The organism is Acidovorax sp. PRC11, from assembly GCF_031844105.1.
Taxonomy (GTDB): Bacteria; Pseudomonadota; Gammaproteobacteria; order Burkholderiales; family Burkholderiaceae_C; genus Paracidovorax.
In genome coordinates, this window is sequence record NZ_JAUZUQ010000022.1 from 47,762 (window position 1) to 68,123 (window position 20,362).

Sequence of the window (20,362 nt, forward strand, 5' to 3'; positions counted from 1 at the left end):
TCATGTCCATTTATCGAACCATGGTGAACCTGTCCCGCAGACTTCGCCGCCCAGGCACCTGGGCAGCCATAGCGGCAATACCTGTGGGCATCATTTCCTTCGTGGCGGTGGGCGGATCCAGCCCACCCAATATTCCCATTCTTCAGTTGGCAAATGGCCCTCTTTACGCCAACTCCACCGCAGACAAGCCGGCCATGGCGCTTGCCCTTTCGGTGGAATACCCCACCGTGGGCGCCCAGTACACCCCCGGGGGGAATATCGACAACACCTACTCCAACAGCACGGAGTATCTCGGCTATTACGATGCCGAAAGCTGCTATCGCTATAACAATTCCCCGACGGAAACCGTCGCCCCAGGCCTCTCTGCGGCCGACTACAAACGCTTCGACCGCATAGGCGCCGCCACCAATCGGAAGTGCAGCGACGCCTTCAGCGGAAACTTCCTGAACTGGGCCAGCAGTTCGGCCATCGACATGCTCCGTCTGGCACTGTCGGGCGGAGATCGCTATATCGATACCAGCAATCTCACCATATTGCAGCGCGCCGTCCTTCCTAATGGTGACCCGGTATGCATGTGGAACAGCAACAATTTTCCAGCCAAGCAGCTGACCCGGGATGGCGGCGGCGCAGGCACCTACTGGGGAGCAGTCCCTACCGCCTTGGCAACGGCAGCCGGCAGCAATGACATCTGGGTCGCCAACACGCTGAACCGGATCTATTTCGGGACATCCAGGGCAGGCGACTGCAATAGTGGTCCCGGAAGCTACACCCTCGGTGGTCCTGCGGGTGGCAACGTCCTGGAGAACAATTCTCCAGCGACCACGACCTCGAATCTTCCGCCGGACGCCCAGCGCTGCATAGCCGGAGAGACGGGCACCTGCTCGTTCACTGGAATCAAGCAGATATGGTATGGCGCTGGCACCAAATGGAAAGTGGTGGCAGCGAGCGAGGGATTGCGATGCCCCCAAGGGTGCAACAGCGTCCTCGGCGACCCGCTTCCAGGTACCGGCAAAAATGTGTATTACGTTACCTACACCGGAACGTGGCGCCCGCCGGCAACCCTGACGAGCGACGGTTTCTTCTACGCGCGTGTCCAAGTATGCGACAGTTCCGGAACGACCCTGAACGATTCTCGTGACTACAATCTCTGCCGCCAATATCCCAGTGGATCCTTCAAACCGACAGGGGCGGTTCAGCGGTACAGCGAGCAACTCAGGCTGGCGGCATTTGGCTATTTGATGGATCCTACGGCGAGCTACAACAATGGCCGATACGGCGGCGTGCTGCGTGCACCAATGAAATATGTCGGAACGAAAACCTACAATGAGCAAGGCCAGGAGAATACGCCGGTGGGGGGCAACCCAGCCGCGGAATGGGATGCCACCACAGGGGTTTTCGTGCAAAACCCTGACAATTACACCAACACCAATGCCTCGCTGAACTTCGGAATCAGCGGGGTCATCAACTACCTGAACAAATTCGGCCGTACGGGACCGGTTCAAGGTCGGTACAAAACGTACGATCCCGTAGGTGAGCTGCATTACGAAACGTTGCGCTATCTGCAGGGGCTCGGCCCGAGCGCGGATGCGATCAGCAATATGACAACTTCCATGTACGACGGTTATCCTGTCTATACGACATGGACGGACCCGTATGGGGGGAGCCGATCGTCCACAGCCGACTACTCCTGCCTGAAAAGCAACATCGTCGTCATCGGGGACATAAACACGCACGACGGCAATCGACTTCCCACACCCAATGCGGCCAACAACATCATCGACATCAATGGATGGAGAAGTGTGGTCCAGTCTTTCGAGAAGAACATCACCAGTGCAACCTACGTGGATGGACGAGGCACCACGCGGCCCATCGCGAACCCCAACGGCGCCAACACGCGGGTACCCAGTGCATCCGGCACCAGTCAGATCATGGGATCTGCGTACTGGGCGCATACCCACGATATCCGCGGAAGCGACTGGACCGGCGCGCCCACGAAGCAACGACCGGGCCTTCGTGTGAAAACCTTTCTGTTCGACGTCAACGAATACGGCGACCAGAACGACACAAACACGCGCCGGTTCGCCAATCAGTTCTTCATGGCCGCCAAATATGGCGGATTTGAAACCGAATCCAACGCAAACTCGCGCCCTTTCAACACTCAAGGCAACCCATTCAAAAGCCAGGCAGGCGTGCGGTCGGAGAATTTGAGTACGGACGCCGGCGTTAACAACAATGACGTCTGGCAAAAATCCACCGCACCCGGCGAAGCGAGTACCTACTACTTACAAAGCAGCGCGCGCGGCGTACTGAATGCCTTCGAGGAAATCTTCTCTCGTGCCGCATCGACCGCGAGCAGCATCGCCGGCTCTGCCGCCTCTTCCACGAGCATCAGCACCAGCTCGGGCGCAGTCATCTATTCGGCCAAATTCGATACCACGAACTGGAGCGGTGACGTTGTTGCACAGACCCTTACAGTCAATGCCAACAGGGAACTCGCCGTCGGTTCAGGGACAGGTTCCTGGAGCGCCGCCACCCAACTGAACAACATGACGTCCCCGGCAGCGAACCGGAAGATCTATGTCGGGCAAGCAGCTGCCACGGCCAACCCCAAAGCCGTTGCCTTCACGTGGTCCACCATTGACAGCACGCTTCAGGCCCAACTCAACAAGGAGTCTCCGAGTGCGGCAACGGACGCATTGGGCTCGGCGCGCCTGGATTTTCTGAGGGGGGACCGCAGCCGCGAGGGCTCGCCCTTCCGGCGCCGAAGCGTCGGCTCTATTTTGGGCGACATCGTCAACTCCTCCGTTGTCTACTCGGGAGGTCCATCCCTCGCTTATGCGGGCACGGGCTACACCGCATTCGTCACCGCCAACGCGAGTCGGACCAAGGCCGTGTTCGTTGGAGCGAACGACGGAATGCTGCATGCATTCAATGCGCAGGACGGCAGCGAACTGTTTGCATACATTCCCAGCTGGATGGGCCCGCGGCTGTCCGCGCTGACCAGTACGACCTATAACAATAACCACCAGAGCTACGTGGATGCCTCCCCGGTGGTTGCAGAGGCACAGGTAGCCAACACTGGTGGTGCCACCGACTGGAAAACCGTTCTTGTGTCCGGTACAGGGGCGGGAGGCCAGGGCGTGTTCGCGCTGGATGTTACTAATCCGGCCAATTTCGACGGAACGAAAGCGCTCTGGGAATTCACGTCGAATGAAGATGCCGACATGGGCTACGTGGTCGGCAGGCCCCAGGTGTTGAAGCTTCGCACCAATGCCACGGGCACGCCTACGTACCGCTGGTTCGCGGTGGTGGCAAGCGGCGTGAACAACTACGTCAAAGCGGACAGCGCGGGAAATTACAGCGATGGCAACCCGACGCTGTTCTTACTGGCCCTGGACAAGGCCGTCGGAGATGCCTGGGCGCTGGGGACCAATTACTACAAGGTGGCACTTCCCATCGACAGCACCCTGAGCTCTACCCGCGCCACGGGTGCTCTGAACTTCACCCCGCTCTTCGGTGTGAACAAGGAAGTCACCAACATGTATGTCGGGGACCTGCACGGAAGCATCTGGAAACTCAACTTCCAGGGCGTGGCGGCCAGCAACTGGTCAATGACCAATCTGACCGCTTACAAGAACGCCGGCGGGCAACCTGCTCCCTTCTTCACGGCCAAGACTTCTGCAGGTGTGCGACAACCCATCACCGCACCCCCTACCCTGTTCGCCGGCCCTACGGTGCGGGGATTGCCGACTTTCTACGTGATGGTGGGAACCGGCAAGTTTCTTGAAAGCGCCGATACCACGTCCACACGGGCAGAAAGCATTTACGCGCTGTACGACACCGGTTTCTCAGGGGTGGTCGACGATGCGGGCTTCATTGCGGGACGGTCCCGGCTGAAACAAGGGAGCGTGGACACGACTGCGCTGACTGTCACCGTACCTGCATTCACGTGGGGGAAGGCGGTCAGCGATACCGACTCCGTGAGTCCGCGCTCTGGGTGGTATGTCGACATGCCGAGCAGCGGCGAAAGGCTCATCAGCAACATACTCAACCGCGGCAGTCTGGTCGCAGCATTCAACACGATCGTCCCAGGATCGGCAGGCAACCAGGGCACGTGCAACAGCGCAGCGGGTGGCGGCAATGCGTATACGATCAATGTAGGTGCGGGCTCCGGAGGTTATGAGAAATCCCAGGTCGGGCTGCTCGGCCCCGTCATGCTCTTCGACAATGAATCTGCGGAAACGGTGACCCCCTTCGACAGCGCGGGCCAGGCGATCCGCAGGAGTCCGCAGTCCCGGCTGAACCCGGGACAGGCGAACTCGGCCCAGGGCAGCGACGTGGTCATCAACGAAATCGTCGGAAGACTGAGCTGGCGGCAAATCAACAATTACCAGGACCTGAAGGCACAATGAAGAACGCTCGAACACACCATGGATTCACGCTCATCGAGGTGATGATCGTCGTGGCCATCGTGGGCCTGCTCGCTGCCATCGCCTACCCGTCCTACAAAGACTCGGTACTCAAGGGCAGGAGGGCGCAAGGACGCACGGCACTCGCCGAACTGATGCAGCAGGAGGAGCGTTACATGACGCAGAACAACTGCTATCTGAAGTTCACGAACACGTCAGGCACCGTGAGCGCGACCACCTGCGCGGGGGGAACTTCCTCCTCCGTGCCGTTCAAGACCTACTCAGGAGACAACGCTTCCAATCCCGCATACAGGCTCTCCGCCAAAGAATGCACGGTGGCCTCCGGAAATACCAATACCACCCTGGATCTGAAAAGCTGCGTAATGCTGGAAGCGGCTCCTACCCAGACCGACTCGGACGCAGGGGTTCTGCAGCTCAATAGTTTTGGGCAAAAGACATGCACCGGATCGAAACCTCAGCTCTGCTGGCCATGAGAGCGCGACGATCGCAACCCTCCGTGCCGGACAATCGCCGAGGTTTCACGCTCATTGAGCTTATGGTGACCTTGGCCATTGCGGCCATTCTGGCCACGGTGGCCGTTCCGAGCTTCGTCCAGTTCCGAAGAAATTCGCAGTTGACCTCGGTGACAAATTCACTGGTCGGCGCATTGACGGCGGCGAGGGCAGAAGCCATGAAGCGTGGCAAGAACACGTTCGTGGTTCCTGCCGGTAGCGGCAACGCTGCCACCTGGACTTCCGGGTGGCTAGTATTCGTTGACATCGACAGATCGCAGAACTACAACAGCGCACAGGACTTCACGGTTCTCACGCAGGAGCCACTGCCGGGCTTCATCAGCATCAGCGCAGGTGGTACGGCCGCGGAGTCCCCGCCCTACCTGATGTTCGACAGCTCTGGATTCCCCCGAGCGAAAGACGCGACCTTTTCCAATTCGACCATCACCATTGCCAGAACCGATGTCTCCAGTTCTGCGCAGACTGGTGAAACCCGCCGGATCATCATCAACCAGACGGGGCGAATTCGGAGCTGCAAGCCGACGAGCAGCACTGACAGCACCTGTTCATCCTCAGGCAGGTAGTAAAAACCAAATGATTGCTTAGGAAAGGAAGCGGCTTCGGACATCGCGCCCGCGGGGGATGCCGAAGTGGATGCAACTGAACACGCGCGTATAGGAGGCCAAGCGCCCCCACCGCATCACTTGCCGCTGGCAGCCGCCTTGTCCGCCCTCACGCCCACTTCCTGGGCCAGCGGTTGCGCCATCTCCAGATGCTGCTTGAGCTTCGGCAGCGTTTTCTGAGCGAACGCCTTCACTTCCGGGTCGCGCGCATCGCGGGCGCCCTTCTCGAAGAGTTTGATCGTGTCGCGGTGCGCCTGCAGGCCCATGGTCTCCATGTAGCGCTTGTCGAAGTCGGCGCCGTCGGCGCCGTTCAGCAGCTTGAGCTTGGCCTCCTGCATGAGGGACGGACCTTCGGGCACGCGCACGTTCTTCGATGCCGCCAGCGCAGCCAGCTCCTGATTGGCCTTGGTGTGATCGTCCACCATCTGCTGCGCGAACGCGCGCACCTTGGGGTTCTGGGCCTTCTGGAGCGCCAGCTGGCTGCTCTTGACCTCGGCATGGCCGTTGTGGGCGGCATCGTCCAGGAAGGACTTGTCCGCACGCTGCAGGCGCGATGCCTGCCCTTCGGCGCCGTCGATGGCCCGGGCAGCGCCGGCCCCCGGCTGCTCGTGGGTGGGGGACTGCGTCTGCGTCTGCGACTGGGTCTGGGCGGCAGCTCCGGCGGCATAGGCGACGCATGCCAGGGCGACCGAGGCGGAGATCATCAGGTGGCGGTGGTTCATGGGAGTGCTCCTTCTTGGGGTGGTGAAAGGGAGAGGGAAAGGGAAAGGAAATGTGGCGAGTCGCATGCCCTGGACCGATGGGCCTGATTGCAGCCGCTGCGGTCACGGAGGGCCCGCGCTTGGAAACGTGGCCGGCACGCTGGGAAGGCACCGCCCGTCATGCGGGGCGCGCCGCGCCCATCCAGGAGAAACATCCCCAGCGCAGCCGCGAATCGCTTACCAGCAATGCGCCGTGCCCATACAAACGGCCGGCCCGCGCGGGATCGTCCAGCCGCACAGCCCAGAGCGCGCCCGACCGGTCCGCCCAGACCACGCGCGCATCGGCGGCGGAGAGCCGGGCCATGGCATCGGCGGGGGAAATGCCCGGCCGGAACAGCACCATCACGTCGCCGCCGCGGTCGCCGGAGGTAGGCCACACGGAGGCCAGGGCGGCGCCGCCTACCAGCAGCGCGGCGGCCAGCCAGCGGCCCGCCGCCCGGCGGCCGGAGCGCTGCATCGGTGCCTGCGCGGCGGAGGGATGCGCGAGGGCGGCGTCGCCACCGGGTCCGTCGCCGGGGGACTTTTTCAGCAGGCGCCCGCCGACCCACAGCGGCACCAGACCGAACACCGCGAGCCAGCCGACATCCCACAGCAGCGGCACGTCCGCTACGTCGCGCACGCGGTGCAGGCCCAGGAGCCAGTGCGAAAGCACGGCATCCAGCAGATGCCAGAGGCCGAAACCGAACAAGGCACTGCCGGCAAGGCGGTTGTCCGCACCGGAGGCGGCGAGGAGATCGCGCGCCCTCCAGAGCCGCCACAGCCCGACGGCCGCGATGATGTACATCAGCGCATGGAACAGCCCGTCGGCCAGGATCTGCGCACGGATGTCCTGCAGCACTGGCGAACGCACGCGGCTCAGCAGATGGTGCCACTGCAGCACCTGGTGCAGCAGGATGCCGTCGAAGAACCCACCCAGGCTGAAGCCGATGCAGCCACCGGCCCAGGCCAGCGGCCGCAGGATACGGCCGTGGGAGGTGTATTCACGCATCGTGCAAGCCGGGCAAGATCCACCGGTCAGTTCTGACGGCTTCGGTCGCGCGTCTCACCGATCAGCGCGGCGCCCTGGCGCGACGAGGGCATCGGGCCGTCGGGCGTGTCGCCGCCGTAGTCGAGCCCCAGGCCCCGGGCCGAGCCGGAGGAATCGACCGATGCGATCGGGCCGGTCTGGACGCGGTCGGAATGCTGGTCGCCGGGGCGCTGGCGTTCGCGGTTGCCGTAGGTGCTCTCGTCGCCGCTGCCGCCGAAACGGCGCCCTCCTTCGCCGGTGGCGAGGTTCTCCGCGCCGGCGGGGGTGGCGGCAGGACGGGAATCGTCGCGCATGCCGTACTGGTCGTAGTGGCCGGTATCGCGCCGGCGCTCCCGTTCGTCGGCCAGGGTGCCTTCGGCCACGGGGTCCTGCGTGGTGCGGGGGGAAGTGTTGTCAGATGCCATGGGATGCTCCGGTGCGTTGTGCGTCGATCATTGAGGGCGGTCGCGGTGCTGCGCCAGGTAGCCGCGCACCGCCTCCGCGGAATTGCCCACGGCCTGCACGGCCCTGCGCAGTTCGTATTCGTCGCAGTTGAGCACCGAGGCCCAGTCGCGCACTTCGTAGTCTTCCGAGAGGTTGATGAGCCGCCGGTCCGCGCCGCCCACCTTGGTCTTGTCGTCCGCCATGGAAAAGCTCCTCTGCAATGCATGTGTGATGCGTCCATGCTGGGCGGCACGCTGCGCTCCGGGCGTAGGACAAGCCCGGGCGGCCTCGCCGGAAATGTCACAGCAGGTTTCGGTCGCCGCTGCGGAGGTGGCCACGGCATGGCCTCGCGCGTACGCGGCACGCCGCGCCGGGCAGGCCGGATTCACTCACTGGAATCCGAGGTACCGGGCCGCACGTCGCACTGGAAGACTTCTCCCAGCTGCCGCATGGCGCTGCGTTTGCGCGTGGGGCTTTCCGCTGCCGTGCAGTCCGCGGGCACCCAGACGTCGTAGCCGAGCATGCGTGCATCGGTGGCGCTGAGCATCACGCACATGTCGGCGGCGAGCCCTGCGATGATCACGCGCCGCGTGTGCATCTGCCGCAGCAGGTGCAAGAGCGGCGTGGACTGGAAGGCCGAGTGGCAGGGCTTGAGCAGGGTGAGATCATGCGGCCCCGGCGCCATGAGACGCGCCAGCTCGCCCCGCGGCCCCGGCAGTTCCTGGCATGCGGCGAGCAGATCACTGAATTCGCTGTGCCAGGTGCCGTAGTTGTCGTTCGCATACACCACGGGCACCTTGCGGGCCACGAGCCGCTTGCGCAACTGCAGCGTAGCCCGCGCCGCGCGCAGCGCGCCGGGCAGCAGGTCGTCGGCGGTGGGGAAATTCAGCGGGTTGATGACGTCCACCAGCAGGAGCACGTCGTGGTGGCGCGGCAGCTTGGTGCGGCGGAGGGAAGCAGCAGAGGACACGGCAGGCAGGTACCAGGAAACGTTGATGCCCTGGAGCATTCCTTCGCGGATCCGGCAGAGCCCGTAGGAACGCACCGGGTCCGCGGCATCATCTGTTTCCCAGGAAAACGGACGCTGTCCCGCGCGCCCGACCCGCGCTTACTCCTTTTGCGCGCCCTGGCTCTTCTGGATGACGATGCTGCCGTCCGCTTCCAGGAAAGCGAGCCGGATGTCCGATTCCTGGCAATCGGCCTCGCGCAGCGCTTTCTCCCAGTCGCTGTGCGATATCCGGTGCCGGCGCAGGGTGTCGCGGAAGACCCGGCCGTCCCTGCACACCAGCACCGCTTCGCCCTCCAGCACGGCCTCGACCGCGCGGCTGCGGGCGCTCAGGAAACCGGCCGCGGCATTCAGCGCCATCAGCACCGCACAGACGAGCAGCCCGCCCGGCAGGGAGTTGTCGCCGCCCGTCATCGAATTGCTCGCCGCCTCGCTCAGCAGCATGATCACCAGCAGGTCGAACGGCGTGAACTGGCCCACGGCCCGCTTGCCCGAAATGCGCAGCATGCACAGCAGGGCCAGGTACACGAGCGCTCCGCGCAGCACCAGTTCCATCCAGTCGATGTCGAAATCCCACATGTTCTCGTCCTCTTGCGTCATGGGTGCCGGCCCGCCCCGCAGGATGCGGCCACGTGCCGTCGCTCGCAGCGTGAACGGATGCGCCGCGAGCGCGAATCCGGCGATGGGATCGATCATGGCGGCGGCGGACGGACGCTCCATCCGCTACCCACGCCGGACCACGTAGGACGGGCGCCACACCTTCGAACGGGGCATGCACCTACAACGCGACCATATTCGTCGAAACGCGTGGAGGCTTCGTTTGTCCGTATATTCGGGCCGATGAGCAGCGAGAAGCCCCCTGTCCCTGGACCGTCACGCCGATATGTCGCGGAAGGCGCCCCCAACGAAGTCGCCGACCACAAGGACGATATTTTCTTTGCCGCCATCGAGACGACGCGCATGCCGATGCTGGTCACCGACCCGCGGCAGCCCGACAACCCGATCGTCTTCTGCAACCGCGCCTTCCTGGCGATGACGGGCTACCAGCCGCAGGAAATCCTGGGCCACAACTGCCGGTTCCTCCAGGGCCCTGCCACCGACCGCAACACGGTGGCCGCCGTCCGCGAAGCGGTCCAGCAGCGAAAGGAAATCTCGCTGGAACTGCTCAACTACCGCAAGGACGGCTCCACGTTCTGGAACGCGCTGTTCATCTCGCCCGTCTACAACATGCGCGGGGAACTGGTGTATTTCTTCGCGTCGCAGCTCGACGTGAGCCGCCGCCGGGATGCGGAAGAGGCGCTGTCGCAGGCGCAGAAGATGGAAGCCCTGGGGCAGCTCACGGGCGGCATTTCGCACGATTTCAACAACCTGCTGCAGGTGATGTCCGGCCACCTCGACGTGATGCGTGTCAAGAACCGCAGCCAGAAGCTGGGCCGCGAGGACGTGGACCGGTCGATCGACAGCATCCGCAGCGCGGTGAGCAAGGCCTCCACGCTCACGCAGCAGCTGCTGGCTTTCTCGCGCAAGCAGAAGCTGCAGGGGCGTGTCGTGAGCCTCAACGCGCTCGCCTCCGGCATGGCCGCACTGGCGGAACGTACGCTCGGCGAATCCATCGAGATCGACTACGTGCTGGGCGACGACGTTCCCAATTGCGAACTCGACACCACGCAGCTGGAAGTCGCCGTGCTCAACCTGCTGCTCAACTCCCGTGACGCCATGCCGGGCGGCGGGCAGATCCGGGTGGAGACGCGCGGCATCGACCTGCATTCGCAGGACGGCGCAGCCTTCTCCGGCCTGCCCCCCGGGCGCTACGCCACGATTTCCGTGACCGATACCGGCGCCGGCATTCCCGCCGACATGGTGCCGCGCGTGATGGACCCGTTCTTCACCACGAAGGAAGAAGGCAAGGGCACGGGACTGGGCCTGTCGATGGTGTACGGGTTCGCCAGGCAGTCCGGCGGGGCCGTCACGATCTACTCCGAAGTGGGCATGGGCACGACGGTGCGCATGTACTTTCCGGCGGTGCATGGCCGCACCCATCCCGAACTGGTGGAATCGATCGCGCCGAACGTGCGCGGCGGGACCGAGACGGTGCTGGTGGTGGACGACCGCGTGGAGGTCGCCGACCTGGCGCAGGCCATGCTGGAGGGCCTGGGCTACACGGTGCACGTCGCCCACAGTGCGCATGCGGCGCTCAAGCTGGTGCGCTCGCTGGACCCGTCGGCCCTGCCCGATCTGCTCTTCACCGACGTGGTGATGCCGGGCGGCCTCAACGGCTACGAGCTCGCGCGCGAAATGCGCAAGACGGTGGCGGGCATCCACATCCTGCTCACCACGGGCTTCGACCGCGACATGGGCAGCCTCGCCAACGTCGCGCCATCCGAATTCGAGATCCTGAAGAAGCCCTACCGCCTGGCCGACCTCGCACGGCGCGTGCGCATGGTGCTGGACGGCGCCACCGGCACCAAGACCTGATGTGGGAACGCCGGGGGCGTTGCGCGGCGCCCCTGAATCCAAATGCCCGCGCGCTGCGTATAGGTTCCTGCGAGGCATGCCACCCGGGCATGCCCCCTCCGGAGCCTCCGCATGCCGCAGAACACCGCCACCGCCATCCGCTGGGTCGAAAAAGGCCTCGTGCCCGATCGGCTCGTGCGCCACGGCATCCGGCGCCTGCTGAAGGACCGCCTGGCCGAACTGCGCAGCGGAGACGGCGCGGCGGCCGCGGAACAGACGCAGGCATTCCTCGACCGGATCCGCTCGGCCCCGCTGGCGCTGGTGCCCGAGAAGGCCAACGAGCAGCACTACGAGATCCCGGCGGAATTCTTCGCCCGCGTGCTGGGCCCGCACCGCAAGTACAGCAGCTGCCTCTGGCCCGGGGGAGCCGTGACGCTGGAGCAGGCGGAAGAAGCCGCACTGGCCGAAACCTGCGCGCATGCGGACCTGCAGGACGGCCAGCGCATTCTGGAACTCGGCTGCGGCTGGGGATCGCTGACCCTGTGGATGGCGGCCCGGTACCCGGCGAGCCGCATCACCGCGCTCTCCAATTCCCGCTCCCAGCGCGAGTACATCGAATCGGAGGCGCGGCGCCGGAATCTGCAGAACGTGCAGGTGCACACCTGCGACTTCAACGTCTTCGACACGCCGGAGCGCTTCGATCGCATCGTCTCGGTGGAGATGTTCGAGCACCTGCGCAATTGGCCGCAGGCATTCGCGCACGTGGCCCGCTGGCTGGAGCCGGGCGGCCGCTTCTTCCTGCACGTGTTCGCGCACCGCGAGGCCCCCTACCCCTTCGTGGCCCGCGACGCCAGCGACTGGATGAGCGAACACTTCTTCTCGGGCGGAATGATGCCGAGCGACGACCTCGCGCTGCACTGCCAGGACGACCTGCGGCTGGCACGGCGCTGGCGCTGGGACGGCACGCACTACGCCCGCACCGCGCGGGCCTGGCTGGACAACATGGACGCAAGCCGTGACGTGTTGCGGCCACTGTTCGACGAGGTCTATGGGACGGCCGCCGATACCTGGTGGACGCGCTGGCGGCTGTTCTTCCTGGCCGTCGAGGAACTGTTCGCCTATGGCGCGGGCCAGCAGTGGTGGGTGAGCCATTACCTGTTCGACCGGCGTACGGAGCCGGCCTCGGCCACGGCCACGGCCGGCTGACACCCGGGACTTGAAGCACATGCCCGGCTTCCTCGTGAACGAGCCCTGGTGGACGGCCTGGTGCGGCCTGGCGTGGGCGCTGGCCGTGGCGGTGGCGACCTGGGCGGTCAGCATCGCCCGCCGGGACGCGAGCCTGGCGGACCGGGTCTGGTCGCTGATGATCGCCGGCGCGGGGGTGGTGTATGCCGTGCGGTTCTCGCGTAGCGGCGTGCCCGCCGGGGCATGGGCGGCGGTGACCGTGGCAGCTGCCTGGGCCGCACGGCTCGGGGGCTTCATCACGCTGCGCAACTGGGGCGAGGGCGAGGACCGCCGCTACCGGGCCATGCGCGAGCGGCACGGCGACCGGTTCGGCGCGAAAAGCCTGTACCTCGTCTTCGGCCTCCAGGCCGCGCTGGCCTGGGTGGTGTCGGCACCGCTCTTCGCGGCGGCGGCGTTTCCCCGGCCCGCGGATCCCTGGCTGGCAGCGCCCGGGCTCGTCCTCGCGGTGTTCGGCATGCTGTTCGAAGCGGCCGCGGATGCGCAGATGGCCCGGTTCCGGCGGGAGTCCGCCGGCAGGGACGGTGTGATGGACCGGGGCCTGTGGCGCTACAGCCGCCACCCGAACTATTTCGGCGAGGCCTGCGTGTGGTGGGGCCTGTGGCTGGCGGCGCTCGGCATCGCGGGAGCCGCGGCCGCGTGGAGCGTGGTCTCGCCGCTGCTCATGACCTTCCTGCTGCTGCGCGTGTCCGGCGTCGCGCTGCTGGAAGAGGAACTGCCTTCGCGCAGGCCCGCCTACCGTGCGTACCAGCGCCGCACCAGCGCGTTCTTTCCGCGGCCTCCCCGCGGCGGGGGCGAGGCATGATGCGGGCGCCGCGCACGCCATGGTGGCCCGGTGTGGCGCCTGCCCGAACGTTCGCCCTGGCGGCGGCCCTGGCCAGCATGGCGGGGTTCGCCCCCCTGGCGCAGGCGCAGGCCCAGGCCCAGACTGCCGGCGAGCAGCAGTGGAACTTCAAGGTGACGCTGGACGGTGATCCGATCGGCGAACACCGGTTCCGGCTCAGCGCCGCCGAGGCCGGCATGTCGCACCTCGAAAGCTCGGCCCGCCTGGCGGTGAAGGTGCTCGGCGTGCCGCTCTACCGCTACCGGCACGAGGCCCGCGAGCAGTGGCGCGGCGATTGCCTGGTGCGCATCGCCGCCGACACGGACGACGACGGGGAGCGCAGCACGGTGCGCGAGGAATTCGCGCCAGGCTCCCCCTGCACGCGCAGCTTCGCATACTGGAACCGCGCCATCCTGGCCTCCACCCGGCTGCTCGATCCGCAGAGCGGCAAGCTGGAGACCGTCCAGATCACGCGCGGGGAGGACGGCACGGTCACCGTGCGCGGACAGCCCCGTGCGGCGACCCGCTGGCGCATCGCGGGCCCGCGCCATCCGATCGACGTGTGGTATGCCGCCGGCTCCGGTGAGTGGGTCGGGCTGGACTCGACCGTGCGCGGAGGCCGCCGGCTCAGCTACCGGCTGCAGTGACGAAACGACCGCCGGGCAGCGCCGCTACCGCTCCAACCCTTGTGAACCACGAAAGCCGACCATGCTCCGCACCCATGCCATCGCCTACGCCGCCACCGCCCTCGCCTTCCTCGCCCTGGATTCCGTCTGGCTGGGCACCATGGCCCAGCGCCTCTACCGGCCGAACATCGGCCACCTGATGCAGGACGGCTTCTCCGCCGGCCCGGCGCTGGTGTTCTACCTGCTGTACGTGGCGGGCATGGTGTTCTTCGCGGTCGCGCCCGGTCTGGAGAAGCACAGCTGGCTGCATGCCCTGGGGATGGGGGCGGCACTCGGCCTGGTGGCCTATGCGACGTTCGGTCTCACCAACCAGGCCGTGCTGCGCGAATGGCCCTGGCACGTCACCGCGGCGGACATGGCCTGGGGCACGGTGGCCACGGGCGCCGCCAGCGCGATCGCCTGCGCGGCCGTGCTGCGCTGGTTCCCGCCCTCGGGAACCTGACGGGCAAGGGGGACGAGCCCCCAGCCCTTCACCTTCGCGGGCCTGGACGCAGCGGCCGGGCGCGCCGGCTCTCCCTACAGTCCCACCAGCGATCCTGCCAGGCGGGCCAACAGTCCGTCGAAGCGCAGCCGGCCGTCCACGGCCGCCAGGCAGATGCAGTCGTCCGTGCCCTGCACCACCGGCTGGTGGTGGATGCTGCCGTCGGCCGCATCGAAATCGCCAGGACCGAACAGCGCGTGGCCATCGTGGAAGCGGCCGTGCAGCACCTGGGTCCATTCGACGCCGCCATGCGTGTGCGACGGCAGACTGCGGCCCGGGCCGATGCGCAGCAGGAACACGTTCGCGGCGGCCTCGGGCGGCGCGAGGAGGCGGCTCCAGCGCATGCCGGGCGCGATCCATTTCCAGGGACCGAAACGGCAGCCGTCCAGGCCGGCCGGCCAGGGCGCGCCCTCCGGCCAGTCGGGCCGGCCGGTTTCGGCAGTGCCCGGGTCTGCAGGGGATCGCCCCACCGCCAGAGGGGGGAGCGCGGCCTGCGCGACGCCATGGGCGGCCGGGGCGGCGATGCGCTCCATCACCCGGGCGAACGCGTCCGCACGCAGCGGTTGCGGGGGCGACGACTCCAGCAGCACCCCGCCGGCGGCTTCCAGCGCACGGAGCCGGGCTCCGCACTGCGGGCACGTCCGGGCATGCACCGACGCCAGCAGCGCCGGCCCGGCCGCGAGCCGGCCTGCTGCGAGGTCCAGCAGCACGTCATCTCGGGGGTGGTGGCTGATCGTCATGGCGCATGGTCGCCGAGCAATCGGCGCAGATGGCGTACGGCAAGGCGCACGCGGGACTTCACGGTACCCAGGGGGATGCCGAGCTCCTCGGCGATCCGGGCATGGGGCTGCTCGTCGAAAAACGAGCGGCGCAGCACTTGGGCCTGCTCGGGGGCCAGAAGTTCCAGCGCCCGCCGCACCTGGATCTCGCACTGCGCGGCATAGGCCCGCTCGTCGGGGCCCGCATCTTCCATCAGCAGGCCGTGACCGTCGTCATGCTCGGACGGCTGGTTGCCCTTGCGGCGCAGATGGTCGATCCGCAGGTTGCGCGCGATGGTGAACACCCAGGTGGACACGGCGGCGTGCGCGGGATCGAAGGAGGCGGCCTTGCGCCACAGGTTGACCATGGTCTCCTGCGCGAGGTCCTCGGCCGCCCCTTCGGCCAGGCCCAGCCGCATGAGGTAGGACTTCACGCGCGGGGCGAAATGCTTGAACAGCGCCGCGAAGGCCTGCCGGTCGCCCTCGTCGGCGACGGCGCGCACCATCGCCGCCCAGGCGTCCGGAGACAGCGGCAGCGAGGTTCCCTCGGGGTGGTTCTTCGACACGATCGACAGATAGGCAGGCAGCGCGCGTCGCGGCGCGCGGGGCTCGGCAAGGGGCTGGCGGACGACGGTCATGGTGCTGCCGTTACGCAGCGGTGGGCGGATTAGATCACGTTGCACGGGGACCGAATCCAACCGCCCGGCCGCTGCGTATAAGAATCGCAAGCATCCGAGGATTCCATGAGAACGATCCATGACACGCACGGGGGCGGCGGGGCGCCCGCAGGTTCACCGCCGCACGGCGGCCCGCTCGACATCGCCGTCATCGGCAGCGGCATTTCCGGGCTGTCCGCCGCCTGGCTGCTCGCCCATCGCCACCGCGTCACCGTCTACGAGGCCGACGCACGCCCCGGCGGCCACAGCCATACCGTGGACGTCGCGGCGCCGTCCGGCAAGCTGCCGGTCGACACCGGCTTCATCGTCTACAACGAATCCGCCTACCCCAACCTCTGCGCCCTGTTCGCGCACCTGGGCATCGATACCGATCCGACCGACATGTCGTTCGCGGTGAGCCTGGACGGCGGGGCGCTGGAATACTCCGGATCGGGGCTCGGCGGCCTGTTCGCCCAGCGCGCGAACCTGCTGCGCCCCCGCTTCTGGTCGATGCTGCGGGACCTGGTGCGCTTCTACCGGCTGGCGCCGGGCGATGCGCGCGAGATGGGCATGATGCCGCTGGACGACTACCTCGACCGCCGCGGCTTCGGCCGGGCGTTCCGGGAAGACCACCTCTACCCGATGGCGGCGGCCATCTGGTCCACGCCCGCCGCCCGCGTCGGCGAGTACCCCACGGAATCCTTCGTGCGGTTCTGCGAGAACCACCAGCTGCTGAACCTCGGCCACCGCCCCGCCTGGCGCACGGTGCGGGGCGGGAGCCGGCGCTACGTCGAGCGGCTCGCCGCCTCCCTGGGCCCGGGCGGACTGGTGCTCGGCAACCCCGCGGTGGAACTGCGCCGCACGGCGGACGGCGTGCACGTGCGCACCGCCGACGCACGCGAATCGCGCCGCCACGACCATGTGGTCATCGCCACCCACGCCGACCAGGCGCTCCGGCTGCTGCCCGATCCCACGGACGACGAAGCGTGCTGGCTCGGCGCCTTCGGCTACAGCCGCAACCGCACGGTGCTGCACAGCGATCCGGCCCTCATGCCGCGCCGCCGCGCGGTCTGGTCCGCCTGGAACTACGCCGGCGAGCGCGGCCTCGCGGAGGGGCCGAGCGTCACCTACTGGATGAACCGCCTCCAGCACCTGCCGGACGGGCTTCCGCTGTTCGTCACCCTGAACCCGGTGCGCGAGCCGGACCCGCGCCACGTCCTGCATACGCAGATGTACGAACATCCCCTGTTCGACGGCGAAGCCCTCCGTGCGCAGCGCCAGCTCTGGAGCCTGCAGGGCCGCCGCCGCACCTGGTTCTGCGGCGCGTACTTCGGTGCCGGCTTCCACGAGGACGGCCTGCAGGCCGGGCTGGCCGTCGCGGAGGCCCTGGGCGGCGTGCGGCGCCCGTGGACCGTTCCGAACGAATCCGGGCGCATCCACTGCCCGCCCGCGCTCGCCGCCGGCGCATCCGCATGAGGCCGGCGATGCCCACCCCGCCCGCGAGCGCGCTCTGCATGGGGGACGTGGTCCACCAGCGGCTGCGCCCCGTGCGCCACCGCCTGCGCTACCGCGTGTATGCCCTGTGGCTGGACGTGGACGAACTGCCGCAGCTCGCGCGGCGCCTGCGGCTTTTCTCGCTCAACCGCTTCAACCTGTTCGGACTGCACGAGCGGGACTACGGCTCCGGCAGCGGCGACACCCTGCGCGGCCATGTGGAGCGCCAGCTGGCCGCCGCCGGCCTCGCAGCACCGGGCGGCCCGATCCGCATGCTGACGATGCCGCGCATCCTGGGCTACGCCTTCAACCCGCTCACGGTCTACCTGTGCCACCGTGCCGACGGCGGCCTGCGGGCGGTGCTCTACGAAGTCAACAACACCTTCGGGGAACGCCACAGCTACCTCGTCGAGGTTCCCGAGGCGCAGGCGCACGGCGCGCGGCAGCGGCACGCCTGCGACAAGAGCTTCCACGTTTCGCCGTTCCTGCCGCTGTCGCTGCGCTATGCCTTCGATCTGCAGCGCCCGGACGGATGCGGCGACGCCCTGGTCCTCGGTGTGACGGCCGCCGACGCCGAAGGCACCGTGCTCAGCGCCACCTGGCGGCTGCGCACCGGCCCGCTCACCGACGGCACGCTGGCCCGCGCGTTCGCCACCCATCCCCTGCTCACGCTCAAGGTGATGGGCGCGATCCACTGGGAGGCCCTGCGGCTGTGGCTCAAGGGCGCGGGCTTCCACCCGAAACCGCCGGCTCCCGCGAATTCCCTGTCCATCATCCGCCCGGAAGAAACATGACGCCCTCCCCGACTTCGCCCACGGACGCCGCGAGCAGCCTGCCCTCGCCCCAGCCCGTCCACCCGGACCGCCGGCCGCTGCAGGCCGCCGGCTGGCTGCAGCGGCCGCTGGAACGGCTGCTGCGCCGCCTGCTCGGCACGATGGCCTGCGGCGCGCTGTGCATCCAGTTGCCGGACGGCCGGCAGCTCACCGGCCACGGTGGCCAGCCCGGCCCGCATGCCGCGCTGGTCCTGCATGGCTGGAAGCCCGTCTGGCGCCTGCTCACGGGCGGCGACCTGGGGCTGGCGGAGGGCTATCGCCTCGGCGAATGGAGCAGCCCCGACCTCGCCGCGCTGCTCGAGTGCGGCATCCGCAACGAAGCCCCCTGGAGCGGCGCGATCGCGGGCGGCCTGCCCGCGCGCTGGGCACACCGGCTGCGCCACCTGCTGCGCGCCAACACCCGCAGCGGCAGCCGCCGCAACATCGCCTTCCACTACGACCTGGGCAACGACTTCTATGCGCAGTGGCTGGACGCATCGATGCTCTACTCCAGCGCGATCTACCCCACGGGCCGCGAATCGCTGGAAGAAGCGCAGGCGATCCGGCTGGCGCACATCGCCCGGCAGATCGCGCCGCTGCCGGGCCAGCGGGTGCTGGAGATCGGCTGCGGGTGGGGTGCGCTCGCGGTGGACCTCGCCCGGCGCGGCGCCGAGGTGATCGGCATCACGCTGTCCGCGGAGCAGTTGCGGTTCGCGCGGGACCGCGTATCCCGCGCCGGCCTGGAGCGCGCGGTGGAGCTGCGGCTGCAGGACTACCGCGACGTGCAGGGCACGTTCGACCACATCGTCTCCATCGAGATGCTGGAGGCGGTGGGCGAAGCGTACTGGCCCACCTATTTCGCGACCCTGCGCGATCGCCTGCGCCCCGGCGGCCGGGCCGTGCTGCAGGTGATCACCATCGCCGACGGCCATTTCGAGCACTACCGCGAGGGTGCGGACTTCATCCAGCGCTACATCTTCCCCGGCGGCATGCTGCCCTCGCCGGCAGTGCTGCGGGAGCAGGCCGCGCGCGCGGGCCTGTGCATCGCGGCGGAAGAAACCTTCGGCCCCAGCTACGCCACGACGCTGGCGCACTGGCGCGAGCGCTTCCAGCGGTCGTGGCCGCAGATCGCACCGCTCGGATTCGACGAGCCGTTCCGGCGGCTCTGGGAGTACTACCTCGGCTACTGCGAGGCAGGTTTCCGCGCGGGGCACATCGACGTGGGGCTCTACACGCTGGTGCACGCCTGACGCGCGGGCGCCGCGCCGAGCCCCCGGCCGAAAAATCCGCGGTGGCGCCTGCCACGCGGGGCTTACCGAGCGGCGAGGACATGCCAGAATCCCGGCCATGCCCGACCTCTCGGCCTACGCGGTCACCGCTGCCGCCCCGTCCCGACGCACCGACGACAGCACCATGGCCGTGCTGTACCGGGCCGCGCTCGGGCCGATCGGCGCCGCGCGCTATCTGCAAGCCTTCGAGCGTTTCGACAGTGCCGGCCGCACCCTGCCCGGCTGGAACTGGGCGGCCGCGCTCTGCACGCTGAACTGGATGCTCTTTCGCCGGCTCTGGGGCGCCGCGCTGGTGTACGTGGCGGCCCTGGAAGGGCTGGCCCTGCTGGCGGTCGCGGTAGGGCACTACACCGGCACATTGCCGATGCCGGTGCTCGCCGGGCTCGGGCTGGCGGTGCTGCTGGCCGCCACCGTGGTCCCGGGGCTCTACGGCCACGCCATCGTCCATGGCGATGTCCGCAAGCGCATCACCAAGGCGCTGTCCGGCTCGGCCACGCTCGCGCAGGCCCAGGCGCAGCTCGCCCAGCAAGCCCCGACGCGGCGCCGCCTCGTCGGGATCGCCGCCATCAACGCCGTGCTGGCACTGTTGCTGGCCGCCCTCGTGCTGCTGCAACCGTTGCCGCAGGGCTCGCCCGCCACGCCCCACGACACACCCACCGCGGCGCCCGCGGCAGCGGCAGCGGCAGCGGCGCCATTCGCATCCGCCTCCAAATCGGGAGCGGCATCGGCGCCGCTGCCGGCCTCCCCGGGCGCATCCGACGCCGCCGTCGGCGCGGCCGGGCCCGCCTCTGCGGCCTCCGCTGCTGCCCCGAGCGCTTCCGTACCTGCCCCGAGCGCTTCCGCACCTGCCCTGTCCGCGCCTGCCTCCGCTGCCGCAGCGGACAGCCCAGTGCCTGCCGCGCCCTC

The 20,362-nt window shown here is 67.7% G+C and carries 19 protein-coding genes and 1 pseudogene; 12 read left to right on the top strand and 8 right to left on the bottom strand.

The features are described from left to right. Window positions 1-2: 2 nt before the first annotated feature. The 3 genes from Q9R47_RS20260 to Q9R47_RS20270 are packed head-to-tail and all read left to right on the top strand — an operon-like array spanning window position 3 to window position 5,505. Window positions 3-4,412, top strand: a complete 4,410-nt coding sequence (locus Q9R47_RS20260) for a PilC/PilY family type IV pilus protein (protein WP_311234916.1) — start codon at window positions 3-5, stop codon at window positions 4,410-4,412. Further along, the gene (locus Q9R47_RS20265; protein WP_311234917.1) at window positions 4,409-4,903 is read left to right on the top strand and encodes a type IV pilin protein; all 495 of its coding nucleotides are present in this window, start codon (window positions 4,409-4,411) and stop codon (window positions 4,901-4,903) included. Before Q9R47_RS20260 ends, Q9R47_RS20265 begins: the two co-directional genes overlap by 4 nt. Continuing rightward, on the top strand, window positions 4,867-5,505 hold the full coding sequence (locus tag Q9R47_RS20270) for a GspH/FimT family pseudopilin (protein WP_311234918.1): 639 nt from the start codon (window positions 4,867-4,869) through the stop codon (window positions 5,503-5,505). Before Q9R47_RS20265 ends, Q9R47_RS20270 begins: the two co-directional genes overlap by 37 nt. A 116-nt stretch (window positions 5,506-5,621) precedes the next feature. On the opposite strand, the gene Q9R47_RS20275 is transcribed toward Q9R47_RS20270, so the two are convergent. The 6 genes from Q9R47_RS20275 to Q9R47_RS20300 all read right to left on the bottom strand — a co-directional run bounded on the left by Q9R47_RS20275 (window position 5,622) and on the right by Q9R47_RS20300 (window position 9,340). After that, on the bottom strand, window positions 5,622-6,266 hold the full coding sequence (locus tag Q9R47_RS20275) for a DUF4142 domain-containing protein (protein ID WP_311234919.1): 645 nt from the start codon (window positions 6,264-6,266) through the stop codon (window positions 5,622-5,624). A 157-nt stretch (window positions 6,267-6,423) separates the two neighbouring features. Then, window positions 6,424-7,293 (bottom strand): DUF2243 domain-containing protein, encoded by an 870-nt coding sequence (locus Q9R47_RS20280; RefSeq protein WP_311234920.1) that lies wholly within the window; start codon window positions 7,291-7,293, stop codon window positions 6,424-6,426. Window positions 7,294-7,319: 26 nt separating this feature from the next. Continuing rightward, window positions 7,320-7,736 (bottom strand): hypothetical protein, encoded by a 417-nt coding sequence (locus Q9R47_RS20285; protein ID WP_311234921.1) that lies wholly within the window; start codon window positions 7,734-7,736, stop codon window positions 7,320-7,322. Window positions 7,737-7,763: 27 nt separating this feature from the next. Continuing rightward, a complete protein-coding gene (locus Q9R47_RS20290) occupies window positions 7,764-7,958 on the bottom strand; it encodes a DUF3606 domain-containing protein (RefSeq protein WP_159238056.1) in 195 nt (64 codons plus the stop codon). Between the two features lie 182 nt (window positions 7,959-8,140). Further along, window positions 8,141-8,764, bottom strand: coding sequence for an isochorismatase family cysteine hydrolase (locus tag Q9R47_RS20295; protein WP_311234922.1), 624 nt, complete (start codon window positions 8,762-8,764; stop codon window positions 8,141-8,143). Window positions 8,765-8,863: 99 nt separating this feature from the next. Continuing rightward, the gene (locus tag Q9R47_RS20300; RefSeq protein WP_311234935.1) at window positions 8,864-9,340 is read right to left on the bottom strand and encodes a YetF domain-containing protein; all 477 of its coding nucleotides are present in this window, start codon (window positions 9,338-9,340) and stop codon (window positions 8,864-8,866) included. 261 nt (window positions 9,341-9,601) lie between these two features. On the opposite strand from Q9R47_RS20300, the gene Q9R47_RS20305 reads away from it, so the two are divergent. The 5 genes from Q9R47_RS20305 (at window position 9,602) to Q9R47_RS20325 (ending at window position 14,408) form a co-directional block, all read left to right on the top strand. Then, a complete protein-coding gene (locus Q9R47_RS20305; protein ID WP_311234923.1) occupies window positions 9,602-11,236 on the top strand; it encodes a histidine kinase famiy protein in 1,635 nt (544 codons plus the stop codon). Window positions 11,237-11,347: 111 nt separating this feature from the next. Then, the gene (locus Q9R47_RS20310; protein ID WP_311234924.1) at window positions 11,348-12,421 is read left to right on the top strand and encodes a cyclopropane-fatty-acyl-phospholipid synthase family protein; all 1,074 of its coding nucleotides are present in this window, start codon (window positions 11,348-11,350) and stop codon (window positions 12,419-12,421) included. A gap of 19 nt (window positions 12,422-12,440) precedes the next feature. After that, the gene (locus Q9R47_RS20315; protein ID WP_311234925.1) at window positions 12,441-13,262 is read left to right on the top strand and encodes a DUF1295 domain-containing protein; all 822 of its coding nucleotides are present in this window, start codon (window positions 12,441-12,443) and stop codon (window positions 13,260-13,262) included. Window positions 13,263-13,294: 32 nt separating this feature from the next. Then, a complete protein-coding gene (locus Q9R47_RS20320) occupies window positions 13,295-13,927 on the top strand; it encodes a DUF6134 family protein (protein ID WP_311234926.1) in 633 nt (210 codons plus the stop codon). Between the two features lie 61 nt (window positions 13,928-13,988). Continuing rightward, window positions 13,989-14,408, top strand: coding sequence for a DUF2177 family protein (locus Q9R47_RS20325; RefSeq protein WP_311234927.1), 420 nt, complete (start codon window positions 13,989-13,991; stop codon window positions 14,406-14,408). A gap of 74 nt (window positions 14,409-14,482) precedes the next feature. Here the strand turns inward: Q9R47_RS20325 and Q9R47_RS20330 are convergent, their stop codons facing one another. Further along, entirely contained in the window at window positions 14,483-15,187 is a 705-nt protein-coding gene (locus Q9R47_RS20330; RefSeq protein WP_311234928.1) for a ChrR family anti-sigma-E factor, read from the bottom strand. After that, window positions 15,184-15,843 (bottom strand): sigma-70 family RNA polymerase sigma factor, encoded by a 660-nt coding sequence (locus Q9R47_RS20335; protein WP_311234929.1) that lies wholly within the window; start codon window positions 15,841-15,843, stop codon window positions 15,184-15,186. The genes Q9R47_RS20330 and Q9R47_RS20335 overlap by 4 nt, the downstream gene beginning before the upstream one ends. 105 nt (window positions 15,844-15,948) lie before the next feature. Here Q9R47_RS20335 and Q9R47_RS20340 point away from each other — a divergent pair, with 105 nt between their 5' ends. The 4 genes and pseudogenes from Q9R47_RS20340 to Q9R47_RS20355 form a co-directional block, all read left to right on the top strand. Next, a complete protein-coding gene (locus Q9R47_RS20340; RefSeq protein WP_311234930.1) occupies window positions 15,949-17,337 on the top strand; it encodes an NAD(P)/FAD-dependent oxidoreductase in 1,389 nt (462 codons plus the stop codon). Window positions 17,338-17,345: 8 nt separating this feature from the next. After that, the gene (locus Q9R47_RS20345; protein WP_311234931.1) at window positions 17,346-18,149 is read left to right on the top strand and encodes a DUF1365 family protein; all 804 of its coding nucleotides are present in this window, start codon (window positions 17,346-17,348) and stop codon (window positions 18,147-18,149) included. Then, a complete protein-coding gene (locus Q9R47_RS20350) occupies window positions 18,146-19,417 on the top strand; it encodes a cyclopropane-fatty-acyl-phospholipid synthase family protein (RefSeq protein WP_311234932.1) in 1,272 nt (423 codons plus the stop codon). The genes Q9R47_RS20345 and Q9R47_RS20350 overlap by 4 nt, the downstream gene beginning before the upstream one ends. Window positions 19,418-19,514: 97 nt before the next feature. Continuing rightward, window positions 19,515-20,362: pseudogene (locus Q9R47_RS20355) on the top strand (DUF2628 domain-containing protein); the annotation flags it as partial.

What these genes read in the sequence shown, in the direction of transcription:
- Q9R47_RS20260 (WP_311234916.1), top strand. Translation starts at nt 3, where the DNA reads ATGTCCATTTATCGAACCATGGTGAACCTGTCCCGCAGACTTCGCCGC.
- Q9R47_RS20265 (WP_311234917.1), top strand. Translation starts at nt 4,409, where the DNA reads ATGAAGAACGCTCGAACACACCATGGATTCACGCTCATCGAGGTGATG.
- Q9R47_RS20270 (WP_311234918.1), top strand. Translation starts at nt 4,867, where the DNA reads ATGCACCGGATCGAAACCTCAGCTCTGCTGGCCATGAGAGCGCGACGA.
- Q9R47_RS20275 (WP_311234919.1), bottom strand. Translation starts at nt 6,266, where the DNA reads ATGAACCACCGCCACCTGATGATCTCCGCCTCGGTCGCCCTGGCATGC.
- Q9R47_RS20280 (WP_311234920.1), bottom strand. Translation starts at nt 7,293, where the DNA reads ATGCGTGAATACACCTCCCACGGCCGTATCCTGCGGCCGCTGGCCTGG.
- Q9R47_RS20285 (WP_311234921.1), bottom strand. Translation starts at nt 7,736, where the DNA reads ATGGCATCTGACAACACTTCCCCCCGCACCACGCAGGACCCCGTGGCC.
- Q9R47_RS20290 (WP_159238056.1), bottom strand. Translation starts at nt 7,958, where the DNA reads ATGGCGGACGACAAGACCAAGGTGGGCGGCGCGGACCGGCGGCTCATC.
- Q9R47_RS20295 (WP_311234922.1), bottom strand. Translation starts at nt 8,764, where the DNA reads ATGCTCCAGGGCATCAACGTTTCCTGGTACCTGCCTGCCGTGTCCTCT.
- Q9R47_RS20300 (WP_311234935.1), bottom strand. Translation starts at nt 9,340, where the DNA reads ATGTGGGATTTCGACATCGACTGGATGGAACTGGTGCTGCGCGGAGCG.
- Q9R47_RS20305 (WP_311234923.1), top strand. Translation starts at nt 9,602, where the DNA reads ATGAGCAGCGAGAAGCCCCCTGTCCCTGGACCGTCACGCCGATATGTC.
- Q9R47_RS20310 (WP_311234924.1), top strand. Translation starts at nt 11,348, where the DNA reads ATGCCGCAGAACACCGCCACCGCCATCCGCTGGGTCGAAAAAGGCCTC.
- Q9R47_RS20315 (WP_311234925.1), top strand. Translation starts at nt 12,441, where the DNA reads ATGCCCGGCTTCCTCGTGAACGAGCCCTGGTGGACGGCCTGGTGCGGC.
- Q9R47_RS20325 (WP_311234927.1), top strand. Translation starts at nt 13,989, where the DNA reads ATGCTCCGCACCCATGCCATCGCCTACGCCGCCACCGCCCTCGCCTTC.
- Q9R47_RS20330 (WP_311234928.1), bottom strand. Translation starts at nt 15,187, where the DNA reads ATGACGATCAGCCACCACCCCCGAGATGACGTGCTGCTGGACCTCGCA.
- Q9R47_RS20335 (WP_311234929.1), bottom strand. Translation starts at nt 15,843, where the DNA reads ATGACCGTCGTCCGCCAGCCCCTTGCCGAGCCCCGCGCGCCGCGACGC.
- Q9R47_RS20340 (WP_311234930.1), top strand. Translation starts at nt 15,949, where the DNA reads ATGAGAACGATCCATGACACGCACGGGGGCGGCGGGGCGCCCGCAGGT.
- Q9R47_RS20345 (WP_311234931.1), top strand. Translation starts at nt 17,346, where the DNA reads ATGCCCACCCCGCCCGCGAGCGCGCTCTGCATGGGGGACGTGGTCCAC.
- Q9R47_RS20350 (WP_311234932.1), top strand. Translation starts at nt 18,146, where the DNA reads ATGACGCCCTCCCCGACTTCGCCCACGGACGCCGCGAGCAGCCTGCCC.